The organism is Paenibacillus sp. Paensp111 (genome assembly GCF_059492195.1).
Genome location: NZ_CP168527.1, coordinates 3,638,388 through 3,651,764, shown reverse-complemented (window position 1 = coordinate 3,651,764; position 13,377 = coordinate 3,638,388). Strand labels below are relative to the sequence as shown.

10 protein-coding genes are annotated in these 13,377 nt (G+C 49.3%); 8 read left to right on the top strand and 2 right to left on the bottom strand.

The features are described from left to right. The first annotated feature begins 82 nt into the window (after positions 1-82). The 3 genes from ACEN86_RS17225 to ACEN86_RS17215 all read left to right on the top strand — a co-directional run bounded on the left by ACEN86_RS17225 (position 83) and on the right by ACEN86_RS17215 (position 5,088). Positions 83-514, top strand: coding sequence for a MarR family transcriptional regulator (locus ACEN86_RS17225; RefSeq protein WP_495631765.1), 432 nt, complete (start codon positions 83-85; stop codon positions 512-514). A gap of 105 nt (positions 515-619) precedes the next feature. Next, a complete protein-coding gene (locus ACEN86_RS17220; RefSeq protein ID WP_495631764.1) occupies positions 620-3,199 on the top strand; it encodes a cadherin-like beta sandwich domain-containing protein in 2,580 nt (859 codons plus the stop codon). Between the two features lie 203 nt (positions 3,200-3,402). Next, positions 3,403-5,088 carry a methyl-accepting chemotaxis protein gene (locus tag ACEN86_RS17215; protein WP_495631763.1) on the top strand — a complete coding sequence of 562 codons (1,686 nt, stop codon included), beginning with the start codon at positions 3,403-3,405 and terminating at the stop codon, positions 5,086-5,088. Between the two features lie 19 nt (positions 5,089-5,107). On the opposite strand, the gene ACEN86_RS17210 is transcribed toward ACEN86_RS17215, so the two are convergent. Further along, positions 5,108-5,503, bottom strand: coding sequence for a MerR family transcriptional regulator (locus ACEN86_RS17210; RefSeq protein WP_495631762.1), 396 nt, complete (start codon positions 5,501-5,503; stop codon positions 5,108-5,110). 555 nt (positions 5,504-6,058) lie between these two features. Then, positions 6,059-7,435 carry an alkaline phosphatase gene (locus tag ACEN86_RS17205; RefSeq protein ID WP_495631761.1) on the bottom strand — a complete coding sequence of 459 codons (1,377 nt, stop codon included), beginning with the start codon at positions 7,433-7,435 and terminating at the stop codon, positions 6,059-6,061. A 283-nt stretch (positions 7,436-7,718) separates the two neighbouring features. On the opposite strand from ACEN86_RS17205, the gene ACEN86_RS17200 reads away from it, so the two are divergent. The 5 genes from ACEN86_RS17200 to ACEN86_RS17180 all read left to right on the top strand — a co-directional run bounded on the left by ACEN86_RS17200 (position 7,719) and on the right by ACEN86_RS17180 (position 13,315). After that, entirely contained in the window at positions 7,719-7,919 is a 201-nt protein-coding gene (locus tag ACEN86_RS17200; protein ID WP_495631760.1) for a cation transporter, read from the top strand. A 30-nt stretch (positions 7,920-7,949) separates the two neighbouring features. Then, positions 7,950-10,382, top strand: a complete 2,433-nt coding sequence (locus tag ACEN86_RS17195; RefSeq protein ID WP_495631759.1) for a heavy metal translocating P-type ATPase — start codon at positions 7,950-7,952, stop codon at positions 10,380-10,382. Between the two features lie 174 nt (positions 10,383-10,556). Next, a complete protein-coding gene (locus ACEN86_RS17190; RefSeq protein ID WP_495631758.1) occupies positions 10,557-11,114 on the top strand; it encodes a glutathione peroxidase in 558 nt (185 codons plus the stop codon). Between the two features lie 156 nt (positions 11,115-11,270). Then, positions 11,271-12,440, top strand: a complete 1,170-nt coding sequence (locus tag ACEN86_RS17185) for an aminotransferase class I/II-fold pyridoxal phosphate-dependent enzyme (RefSeq protein WP_495631757.1) — start codon at positions 11,271-11,273, stop codon at positions 12,438-12,440. 116 nt (positions 12,441-12,556) lie between these two features. Further along, positions 12,557-13,315 carry a YheC/YheD family protein gene (locus ACEN86_RS17180; protein WP_495631756.1) on the top strand — a complete coding sequence of 253 codons (759 nt, stop codon included), beginning with the start codon at positions 12,557-12,559 and terminating at the stop codon, positions 13,313-13,315. Positions 13,316-13,377 lie beyond the last annotated feature (62 nt).

Sequence of the window (13,377 nt, the reverse complement as noted above, 5' to 3'; positions counted from 1 at the left end):
AGACCGAAAATACTTGTCAAATGATAATTGTATTTTGATAATAATTAAGAGGATATATACCTGCCAAAGGAGGACGGGTCTTATGGTGAGCAAAGAAGTATTGTTTCAGCAGTTGGCTTCTCTTATTGCCTCAACCCATCAACTGCACTACGATTTCACGAAGGATATACCGATGGACGACATTACCCCGCTACAGTACGAAATTCTGGAGCTCTTGTCTGTGAAGCAGCCCATCACTATAAGTGAGCTCAGCGAGTGCAAAGGCATCTCCATGCCCAATATGAGCCGGGAAATCCGAAAGCTGCGGTTAAAAGGGCTTTGCGAAGGAACTGAGGATGCCGAAGATCGAAGAAAGCAGTATATCAGGTTATCCTCATTAGGAGAGGAACGGATTTCGGCGGCCTATGAGCATATGAGGAAGATATTTATGCAAAGGATCGAGCAGGTGTCCGATACAGAGCTTGTCAAGATTTCGGAAGCGATGGGGGTTCTGGAATCTACGATTTTTCGCTGAGGAAAATTTTTGTCATATAATTATCCGACAATATCAACATTTGTGATACATTTGTTATTGAAATAATAATAGTATCCTATTCTGCTTTCCTGGAGTTGAAATCAAATGTTGAAAAAAGTAGGCTTGATTCTTATTGCGGTATGTCTGCTATTGCCCGTCTCTTTAGGGAGAGTAGCTAATGCGGAAGCTGTGAATAACAACGTGAATATCTTGGCTTTAAATTTTCCAACGGGAACGGAGCACTCTCCCGAGTTTTCAAATGAGACTAATGACTATAATGTGTACATGGATTCGAGTGCTTCCAATATGTACTATCTCGCAGTGATGTCTCAGGATCCGAATCAAACCAGGGCCTATCAGGTTAATGGAGGTGGTTGGATTAATATTGGGGACTGGACTTCTTCTGGTTACTTCCTCATTAATCAGGGAACAACCAACCTGGTAGAAATTCGAATTACTTCGCCTGATGGTTCAGCATCCCGGATCATTAACTTGCATGTCCATTCTCCGCTACCCTCGGATTCAGATCTGAGGCATTTGGCACCTTCGGCGGGTACGCTGTCACCTGCCTTTGACAAGGATACCTATTCCTATGAAGTCCACGTGCCCTATACTACGTCCTCTTTGACAATAAAGGCCAAGCTGAACGATGGGGCAGGCTCCATGCAGGTGAAAGGGGTGACGACAGGAAGCGGTACGGACAGTGCGGCAATCCCTTTGGATGTGGGCAGTAATGTGGTAAAGATTGATACACTCTCCAGCATCAGCACGAATCCCAAGCAGTACATAGTCAATATAACTCGGGATAAGGATCTTACAGGTCCTACGCTTAGCAGCGGAACGATTAATGCTGACTCTTTAACCACCCACGGCGTGACTTTGAACTGGGTAAAAGCAACCGATAACCTTAGCCTGAGCAGCAGCCTGCAGTATCAGGTGTATCGCTCAGCCAGCCCCAACATAGATACAGTGAGCAATATAGAATTGAACGGAACTGAACTCGGAGGCTCTACGGCGGATATTGGCACATACCAGGTGGCAGGACTTGAACCGGGAACTACCTATTACTTCAATGTAATCGTCAAGGATACAGACGGGAATAAAACCGCTTATACCATGCAGTCTATTACTACCAAATCGGTCTACTCCATAACCTATGATGGAAATGGGGCGACCAGTGGCAGTGTACCGACAGACAGTAATAGTTATGAAGAAGGAGCATCGGTTACTGTGGCCGGCAACACCGGGAATTTGATCAAGCCAGGTTACACGTTCGCCGGCTGGAGTACGACGGCGGATGGCATCGGAACCCGTTATAATCCGGACGCAACATTCCCGGTAGGCATGAGTAATATTACACTTTATGCCCAGTGGCATTCTACCAATGCCAATCTGTCAGACTTGGCATTGGATCAGGGCTGCACGCTGACTCCCGTGTTCACACCGGGGGGAACCTCTTATAGCGCTGCAGCGGCTTACCAAGTGTCCAGCATTAAGGTAACGCCGAGCACTGCAGACAGCCACGCTACAACGACTGTGAATGGAGCCATGGTTGCCAGTGGTCATGCAAGCCAAGCCATCAACTTGAATGTGGGCAATAACGTGATTTCCATCGTTGTGACGGCACAAGATGGTACAACGAAGACCTACACGATTACAGTAACGCGAGCACCTGAAAGCAGCGGGGGAAGTTCATCACCCGTGACAGCGCCAAGCGACAGCGCGCCAGTCGTCTCCACCGATGGCAAGCTAACCCTCCCTGCTGGGAAGAGCGGATTGGTCAGTTTGGACAATGCGATCTCTGTCGCTGTTCCGGCAGGCGCTGCTGACAAAGAATTGAAGTTAACGATCGAGAAAGTATGGAACACAGCGGCCCTGCTGAAGGGTAGCGAGGTTCTGGCTACTCCGGTCTATGAGCTCATGAAGAACTTCCCGGAGAATTTCAGCAAGCCGGTAACTTTAAGCTTCTCGTTCAATCCGGCAAGCTTGAATGGAGCAAAGCCGTCTGTGTTTTATTATGATGAGTCCCAGAAGAAATGGGTAGAAGTTGGCGGCAAGGTAGACGGTAATCAGATTACCGTAGAGGTCAATCATTTTACAAAATTTGCGGTATTGGCTGTAACTCAAACATCAGGGACGGTCAAGCTAAGAGATATCTCGGGTCACTGGGCTGAAACCAATATCCAGCAAGCGGTAGACAGCGGAATTGTACGTGGTTACCAGGATGGGACCTTTAAGCCGAATCAAGCCGTGACGCGTGCGGAATTTGCAGTTATGCTGATGAATATGTTGAAGCCGCAAGGAGAAGGTGTGCCGCTGACGTTCACGGATGCCGGAAAGATCAGCGTCTGGGCACAGCAAGCAGTCGCGCAAGCAGTGCAGGCAGGTATTGTGAGCGGCTATGAGGATGGCACATTCCGTGCGGATGCCGTAATTACACGTCCGGAAATGGCCGCGATGGTCGCGAAAGTATTAGGTCTATCTGGCGAAGCTGTCTCATCCACGGGGTTCGCGGATGACAAGGACATTCCCGCTTGGGCGAAAGGCGCAGTGGCGTCACTGAAACAGCTTAACCTTATTCAAGGCAAAGGCCTCAATGAATTCGCTCCGGCTGATCGAACAACAAGAGCAGAGGCTGTAACCGTTCTTCTTAAATTGCAGGCTCATATGAGCAAGCAGAAGTAATCCTATACAAGGCTGTTTTGAAGTTAAATTCAAAGCAGCCTTGTTTTTTTGTGCTCAATAGAATTATTGATGCCTCAGCCCCTTCGCCACTTTCAACGTTCACTCAGCTTCCCCTCAGTAAGCATTCAGCTTGGACAACTATACTCGGTCTATCAGCATTTAGCGGGTAACTAAATGACGCACACACCGAAGGAGAATACATAATGAGAAAGTCAATCCGTATGAAGTTGTTCACAAGTATAGCTGTAATTATTGCCTTGTTCCTTGTAGCTATTATGGGCCAGACCTATGGTCAGACCCAGCTGAATACCCTGAGTGAGACGTTAAGTCAGCAAAAGTCTAATCTGGTGACTGTAGAATCCTTGGGATTATCCATCTTTAGTACCCAGCAAAGTGCGGCGGCTTATTTGCTTAGTAAGGATACTCAGACTAGCGACAATCTTCTAGAGCAGTATCAGAATAATGTGACCAAGATGTCAGAAGTAATGAGCACTACTGAAAAGACTGCCTCTGAGAGCGAGAAGCAGGTAATCAACAAATTCAAAAAGCAGTGGAATCTCTATCTTGATCAGATCGATCAAATGATGTCAGCTTATAAGCAGGGCGACGTGACAGGGGCACAAGCGGCTTACACCAAGGCATCCGTAGATATCTCTTCACTGGCGGCACTGCACCAGAGTACAGCGGCGAGCATTGCGAAGCTAGAGGATGAGATGGACAGCGAATTCAGCCTCACTTCCAAATTGACTATATCCGTAACCATCATCACAACGGTACTTGGATTTCTCATCGCTACTTTTATCTCGGGTAAAATGGCCAGAACCATTAAGCAGGTGAACAAGCAACTCAAGGAAATTGCAGAGGGAGAAGCCGATTTGACCCAGACGATTCAGGTTACCTCGAAGGATGAGATTGGCGAGCTCGCCCGATATTTCAATCTGATGCTTGGGAATCTGCGCTCGTTAATTGGACAGGTTGGTGCCTCGACCTATCAAGTTGCAGCTTCTTCGGAAGAATTGAAGTCAGGCTCCAATCAGACCCGGGAGGCTGCGAAGCAGATTACGTATTTCTTTGAGGAGGTGGCTGAGGGGACGGAGAAGCAGGTGAGTGCACTTCAGCATAACCTGGCAACAATGAGTGAAATGTCGACAGGAATCAAGCAGATCGCGATGAATACACAGAGCGTGTCCCAGTCTTCGAATATTTCCTTATCGCTGGCTTCAGAAGGTAGCTTATCGATTCAAAGTGCTATTAGGCAAATGGATTCCATCACCCAGTCTATTCACAGTCTATCTGAAGTGGTGAAGGGGCTGGATGCCCGTTCGGGCGAGATTGATAAGATTATCTCCGTTATGACCGAGATCGCTTCACAGACGAATCTGCTGGCACTTAATGCGGGGATTGAAGCGGCCCGGGCTGGAGAGCACGGATCTGGATTCTCGGTAGTGGCAGATGAGGTTAAGAAGCTGGCTGAGCAATCCAGAATCTCTGCGGGACAAATCACGGAACTCGTCAGAGCCATCCAGTCAGACACGTCGGAGGCCATTCACTCCATGGAATTGAGCATTCGGGATGTACAGGAGGGCTCGGTTATCATATCCCAGGCGGGAGCCTCGTTCGAGAGTATTGAACAGTCGGTAAATGGAGTCGCTTCCCAGGTAGAGGAGGTATCTGCGGCTGTAGAAGAGATGTCGGCGAGCGCTGAAGAGATCGTGACCTCCATCCAGTATGTTGCGCAGCTGGCCGAGCAGGCAGCAGGAGGAACCCAGACCATATCCTCAGCCTCTGAGGAGCAGTTGGCTATGGTGGAGCAGGTATCCAGTTCAGCTGATGCCCTCGCGGCATTATCAGAGGACCTGCAGTCCCAGGTGGATAAATTTAAAATATAGGAGAGATCCGCATTCTCTCCTAACACGAGCCATCCGTTTCTATTCGAGTCTTGCATTCCGACCAAGTCATGCACTTGCAGCTAAGCCCGCTTTCTAGTATTCGGATCATGGAATTAAGCTGTTTCTTACGTTCTTGCAGTTCGGAGCGTTTCTGCCTTGCCATCTGCTCCCAGCGATCCGAAAGTGAATCGCCTGGTTCAAAGCCTTCCAGCAAAATAATAATTTCCTGGATACTAAAGCCGGTTTGCTGAGCAATCTTGATAAAATGGATGCGATCCAGAATTCGCTCATCATATTGGCGTCGGCCATTCTTCCGCTCTGGAGCTGGCAGCAGGCCGACAGATTCATAAAACCGCAGCGTAGACGCGTTCACTTCAGCCTTGTCCGCAAGCTGACCAATGCTTAGACCTGACATCACAACACCTCCTTGACTTAAAGTTAACTTTAAGTTCTATGATAAGATTATAAATTCAATTGGAAGGTGATGTAAATGAAAAAAGGGGAATGGCTGACAGGTCTCGGATTATTGGGAGCATGTGCTTTATGCTGCGCACTGCCTTTGCTTGGAGGAATTACTATTCTAGGCGTATCGTCCATCTTCTTGAATCCGCTCGTTCTGGCGGGGCTTGCTCTGATGTTCATAATCATAGGAGTCGTCCTATACCAAAGACGAAAGGTCACAAGATCGTCCTGCGCTACAACAGGCTGCACCTGTAATTCGTGCAGTACGAAAGGAGCTTGATGTAGAGCTGAACCGCAAAATAGAGAGGTGACAAGCTATCTGTATCTCTAATGCGGGATCACACATAGCTGGGACCTGCTTTAATAAAGACAGCGGCAGCCTTGGACATAATCGTCCAGGCTGCCGCTGTTGTTGTTGTTGTTGTTGTTGTGTGAATATATAAGTTGGATTTAAAGAATTACTTATAGGCAAGAGTATGAAATGATTCTGGAGATTATATAGTATAGTTTATTTTTTGCCGTTCTTGAGGATTTGGAAAATAATCTTGGCATTGTCGGTATTGTCGATCAGGCCGGCGAATCTCTCTTTGCCCGGGCCGAAGGCGTAGACAGGTACGTCCTCACCGGTGTGGCCGCCTGTAGTCCAGCCTGTATTCGTTCTTGCATTGAAGATGGCTTCAATCGCGTTATCAATGCCGGTAGCATCCTTATCCTTCTTAGCTGCCGCATCTTTAACAGCTTGAATCTCTTCAGCAGTCAGATCCAGAGCGATGTACTGCTTCAGAGTTGCTTCTACATCAGCGCCACCGAAGATTTGAGCTGCCATGAAGTCAGGTGTGCGTTTGGCAGCTTTGATCGGGCTGGCGTCATAGTTGTATTTGCCATTTGCGGCGACCGATAGTCCGCCGGTGGAATGGTCTGCGGTCGCTACAACCAGGGTATGTCCGTCTTTCTTGGCAAAATCAATCGCCGCTTTAAAGGCCTTCTCGAAGTCCTGCATCTCGCTCATGGAGCCTACGATATCATTATCGTGACCAGCCCAGTCAATCTGGCTTCCCTCAACCATGAGGAAGAAGCCTTTCTTGTTGGTGTTCAGGCGGGAGATCGCCGTGTTCGTCATTTCTTCCAGCGAAGGAGCCTGCGGACCCCGGTCGATAGCTTTGTCGAATCCGCCAGGAGCGAAGAGTCCAAGAACCTGCTTGTTCTTGTCTTTGAGAAGCTCGTCACGGGTAGTCACGAAGCTGTAGCCGTCTTTTTTGAACAGATCCGTAAGATTCTTGTCCTTGCGCACGAAGTTATTCAGTCCGCCTCCAAGCAGAACGTCGACCTTGTGCTGGCCGTTAATTTTCTCATTATAATAATCGTCCGCAATCGCATCCATATTCTTGCGGCTGATATCGTGAGCCCCGAATGCGGCAGGTGTCGCATGTGTAATCTCGGACGTAGCTACGAGACCTGTGGATTTACCCTGCTTCTTGGCCTCTTCAAGTACGGTCTTCACTTCGGTATGATCATTATCTACCGCGATCGCAGCATTGTAGGTTTTCACTCCGGCTGACATCGCTGTAGCGGCTGAAGCTGAATCGGTTACATTCTCATGCTCATCTTCCGGGTAGGTCATTTGGTTGCCCACGAGATATTTATCAAATTCCGTTCTCTCCATTAGAGGAGTAGCTGGATTATCTTTAAGATAACGGTATGCAGTAGTATAGGAGACACCCATGCCATCCCCAATCAGGAAGATCACGTTGCGGATCTCATTAGGGCTCTGCTTCTTCTCGGCTTTGGGAGCTGAGTTCACAATGCTTCCTGAGAGCAGAGTGGTAACAGCTACTGAAGCTAGTAAAGCGGTAGGTATAATTCTTTTTGCAAATTTGCTGGTCATGATTTTCCTCCCCATAATGGATATTCTAAGTGGTGACAGGTTTTCCAGGCACTCACTTCCCTAGGGTAGTATTCAAACATCATGGGCAGGGGCGTTTTGTGTAAAAGATTTGTAAAGTCGTAGGAAACATAGACCGGATCTAAGCGCGTCCGGATGGAGGATGGAGATCAGCAGAATTGCAGTGTGGGAAAAAATACAAATAACCCGTTGACAATTATACGGTAGGGGGGTATAGTATGAGTAACGAAACAAACAAAACATATCAAATAGGAGGAGTTGAATTATGAGTACAACAACATTGAAGGTTGAAGGTATGTCGTGCGGTCACTGTGTAAATTCCATTGAGAAGGCGCTGAAAGGTGCAGGGGCATCCGGCCAGGTGGACCTCGCCTCCAAGACGGTGGAAGTGCAGTATGACGAAGCTCAAATTTCCTTGCAGGCTTTGAAAGAAGTTATTGAAGATCAGGGATACGAAGTTCTATAAGTTAAGTTCTCAGGTTAGGGGTGAAACAGCATGGATAAGTTGAAGCAATCAGGAGAGGAACAGGCAGTATTACAAATTACCGGTATGACTTGCGCCGCATGCGCAGGCCGGATCGAGAAGGGCCTTGGCAGGATGGAAGGAGTGTCCGAAGCCAATGTGAATTTTACGCTGGAGAAGGCCTCGGTAACCTACAATCCGGCTGTCCTTAATCCCGGAGATTTGGAGAAGAAGATCGAAGCTTTGGGTTATGGCACCGTCAAGGAGACGGCAGATTTCCAGATCGGCGGGATGACCTGCGCCGCTTGCGCAACCCGGATTGAGAAGGGACTGAACAAGCTTGGCGGGGTAAGCCGGGCTTCAGTGAACCTTGCGCTGGAGACAGCACAGGTTGAATTCTCTCCTGGTGAGGTATCTGTAGAGGAGATCATCCAGAAGGTGGAGAAGCTCGGTTATACGGCTGCTCTCAAGACGGAGAAGCAGGAAGCCGGTGACCATCGCAAGAAGGAAATTGCACGGCAGAGAACCAAACTCATTGTCTCGGCGATTCTCTCATTCCCTCTGCTGTGGGCGATGGTGGGCCACTTTTCTTTTACCTCCTTTATCTGGGTGCCGGAACTGTTCATGAATCCTTGGTTTCAGCTTATCCTTGCTGCACCCGTGCAGCTCATCATCGGAGCTCAGTTCTACAAGGGCGCTTATAAGGCTCTCCGGAATGGCAGTGCGAATATGGATGTGCTGGTTGCGCTTGGCACTTCGGCGGCTTTCTTCTATAGTCTGTACCTGTCTATTGAGAGTCTTAACATGCATGGACATGGCGGGGTTGAGCTGTACTACGAGACCAGCAGTGTGCTGATCACGCTAATCCTGCTCGGGAAGCTGTTCGAAGCCCTTGCGAAGGGCAGATCCTCGGAAGCGATCAAGACGTTGATGGGCCTGCAGGCCAAGACGGCCCTCGTGGTTCGCGGAGATCAGGAGATCTCGGTGCCGATCGAGCAGGTGGTCCAAGGGGATATTGTTATCGTAAAGCCCGGCGAGAAAATCCCGGTAGACGGCGTAGTTACCGAAGGAACTTCCTCGGTGGATGAGTCGATGCTCACCGGGGAGAGCCTTCCGGTGGAGAAGAGTGCGGACAGCCAGGTGTTCGGTGCGACGATCAATAAGAACGGGCTGCTTAGAATCCGCGCGACCAAGGTCGGCAGAGAGACTGCATTATCTCAGATTATTCGTGTGGTAGAAGAGGCTCAAGGTTCGAAGGCTCCAATCCAGCGTGTAGCGGATGTGATCTCGGGGATCTTTGTCCCCATTGTTATCGGCATTGCCGTGGTCACCTTCCTCGTATGGTATTTCGCCGTCGAACCCGGCAATTTCTCAAGTGCTCTTGAGAAGGCGATCGCGGTGCTTGTCATTGCCTGCCCTTGTGCGCTGGGTCTGGCTACACCGACTTCCATTATGGCCGGATCGGGACGGGCGGCTGAACTGGGAATTCTATTCAAAGGCGGGGAGCACCTTGAGGCTACCCACAAGATCAGTGCCATCATTCTCGACAAAACAGGTACAGTGACCAAAGGGGCACCTGAGCTTACCGATGTAGTAGTCGCGGATCAAAGCCATTCGGAGACCGAGCTGCTTAGATGGATTGGAGCTGCCGAGAAGAACTCGGAGCATCCGCTTGCAGAAGCCATTGTGGAGGGAATTCTCCGGAAAGGAATTGAACTGCCTAATGCGGAGCAGTTCGAAGCTATACCGGGATACGGAATTCGTGCCACCGTACAAGGTCAGGAGCTGTTGATCGGTACCCGCAAGCTGATGAACAAGCATCAGGTTGGTGCCGAAGCTGCTTTTGCACAGATGAATGAGCTGGAAGAGGCAGGGAAGACAGCGATGCTGGTAGCGGTGAACGGCCAGTATGCCGCAATGGTGGCTGTTGCCGACACGATCAAGGAGACTTCTAGCGAAGCTGTGGCAAGAATGAAGAAGCTGGGCATCGAAGTCGTGATGATTACAGGAGACAATGAGCGTACTGCGAAAGCTATTGCCGCACAGGTAGGCATTGACCATGTACTCGCAGAGGTTCTGCCTGAAGGCAAGGCTGCTGAGGTGAAGAAGCTTCAAGAGGGCGGACGCAAGGTAGCCATGGTTGGGGATGGCATCAACGATGCGCCTGCATTGGCAACAGCCGATATCGGAATGGCGATGGGCACAGGGACGGATGTAGCTATGGAAGCTGCGGATGTGACCCTGATGCGCGGGGATTTGAACAGCATCCCGGATGCCATATTCATGAGCAGAAAGACCATGCTGAACATTAAGCAGAACTTGTTCTGGGCGCTAGCTTATAATGTGATCGGGATTCCGGTTGCTGCGCTGGGCTTCCTCGCCCCGTGGCTTGCGGGTGCGGCTATGGCACTGAGTTCAGTCTCGGTCGTGCTGAATGCGCTGCGGCTGCAGAGAATTAAATTATAATGATAGTATAAATAGAGGCAGCTATGGATTCGTTCATGGCTGTCTCTTTTTTGTAGGGGGATTATAACAATAACCTATAAAGTCTATTCGAACTATATATTAGAACTATAAGAGAAGGAGGGTTATGATGAATGAAATGATATCCGATTACCCTACCCAAGGAGGAATGCAGAGATGTCTATATACGATTATCAGGCCACCTCAATTCTAGGCGAAGTAATGCCCCTGTCCCGATACAGCGGAAAGGTGCTTCTGATCGTTAACACGGCAAGTCGGTGCAGCTATTCCCGTCAGTTCGCTGATCTGCAGAAGCTGTACGATCGAAGGCAGGAGCAGGGGCTGGAGATTCTTGGATTTCCGTGCAACCAATTCAACGCGAAAGAGCCAGGAAGCAGCACCGAAATTCTCGAAGTCTGCAAGACAGACCACGGAGTTACTTTTCCGCTATTTGAGAAAATTGACGTTATGGGGCCATCCGCACATCCTATATTTGAATACTTAACGCAGCAGGCTCCGTTCCAAGGGTTCGATACAGAGACCAAGGAAGGCCAGTGGATGGATAACTTCCTTCGGGACAAGTACCCGCAGATCTATGCCGGTAACGGGGTGAAGTGGAATTTCTCCAAGTTCTTGGTCGACCATGAAGGCCGGGTGAGCGGAAGATTTGAAACTACCGTGGAACCTATGGATCTTGATCCTGTGATTGAATCGCTGCTTCGCCAGCGGACCTAGGTAGATCCCGGACGTAAGCAGATGATGGAGAAGATGAGCTGTCCTATGGTTCACTCCCTATTGGAATAAGCTATAATCTTAACTATACGGATTGAACTAAAGATCCATTAGTTCATTCAATTTATACGTTTACAGGAAAGTAGGAGAGCAGCCATCATGAAGTTTGCTAAAAGAATGGACCGTTTTGGAGAAGGCATCTTCACCAAATTACTTGAGATCAAGAGAAAGAGACTGGATCTTGGACAGCCAGTCATTGACCTCAGTGTGGGGACTCCCAACATTCCTCCGGCATCCCACATTATAGAAGCTTTGTGCTCGGCAGCGGCCGATGAGAACAATTATATTTATGCAGTCAATGACCAGAGTGCTTTATTGGAGGCGGCGAGCAGCTGGTACACCCGCAGATATGGGGTAGAGCTGGATCCAAAGACCGAAATTTGCTCTTTGTTAGGCTCACAGGAGGGCCTTGCTCACATCTCATTGTCCATCGTGGATGAAGGGGATTTAGTTCTTGTACCGGATCCCTGCTACCCTGTGTTCGCAGATGGACCGCTGCTGGCCGGCGCCGAGCTCTATTTCATGCCGCAGAAGAAAGAGAATGACTATGTGATCCGTCTTCAGGATATTCCCGCCGATATTGCGAGAAGAGCCAAGTTTATGATTGTCTCCTATCCCAACAACCCCACGGCGGCCCTGGCACCGGACAGCTTCTATATCGAACTGATTGATTTCGCGAGACAATACGACATTATCGTCCTTCACGACAATGCCTACAGCGAGCTGGTGTTCGATGGCCGAACTGGCGGCAGCTTTCTTGCCTATCCAGGTGCGATGGAGGTTGGCGTGGAATTCAATTCCCTATCCAAGACTTATGGGATGGCTGGCGCCAGGGTCGGCTTTTGCCTAGGGAATTCTGAAATCGTATCCCGGCTAAAAACATTAAAGTCTAACATGGACTACGGAATGTTCATTCCCATTCAGCAAGCGGCTATTGCAGCCATAACTGGGGATCAGAGCAGTGTGGAGAAGACGGCCAGAACTTACGAAAGACGCAGAGACATCCTCTGCGAGGGGTTCACAAGCATCGGGTGGAATATGGAGAAACCGAAGGCGACGATGTTTATCTGGACCCGGATTCCGCCTCATTATGAGAGATCAGAGGACTTTGCCATGGATCTGGTGAGCAAGGCGGGCGTTATTGTTACGCCGGGAAGTGCGTTTGGTCCATCGGGTGAGGGACATGTCCGGCTGGCTTTGGTACAGGATGAAGATTTGCTTGCACAAGCAGTTCAGGCGGTGGAAGCCAGCGGCATTCTGAAAGTGTGACCAGAGGTCCGAATAGGTAATAGATATTCACGGTCCGTAGTTACTACGTCCACACAGGAGGTAAGATCCCGCATATATCTAATCCATGATGAAGTTAGATAATGAGGTGATCCTGGGTGTATTGGAATAATAAGCTTGGTAAGCACCAAGCGATGCTTAAGGAGAAGGAACTGGCCAGACACCTGCCCCAGACAGCTCCGGCAGATCGTAAGAATGTACGAGTAATGCTAGAGCGTTACCGCACAGTCTACCTCAAGCCCAATCTGGGGACTGGGGGATATGGAATTTATCGGCTGCAGCATACACATGAGGGGTACCGCCTGCAGGGCGGGACGCAGAGCCGCACGTACAAGACATTCGAGGCTGCATTTGCTGCATTTGCTGCATTTGAGCAGGGCAAGGGACGCAGATTCTACCTGGTTCAAAAGGGAATTCCGCTGCTTCGCCATCATGGCAGCCCGTTCGATCTGCGTGTGATGGTCCAGCGGAATCCGCAGAACAAATGGGAGGTCACCGGAATTGTGGGGCGGGTAGCCCAGCCGAACAAAGTAGTAACGAACTACCACAATGGCGGTCAGCCAAAGCCGATTGAAGAGCTGCTCGCCCCCTTAATGTCCAAGGCGGAGATCAGCAATTATATTGAACGTCTGAATCAGCTCGGTATCCGGGTAAGCCGCCATCTTGGCGGTTTTTTTCCAAGCTTTCGGGCTTACGGGGTGGATATCGGGATGGATAAAGAACTAAAGCCCTGGATCATCGAGGTCAACAGCCGGCCGGATAAGTACATTTTCAACGCGCTTAAGGATAAACGGATGTTTAGAAAGATCCTAAGGTATGGGAGACTTACGGCGAAGAAGCAGCCCATAAAGAAATAAAGGATACTTTTCGCCATTCATTCGCAAGATAACTAGGTGAAGAAACTAGTTATCTTTTTTTA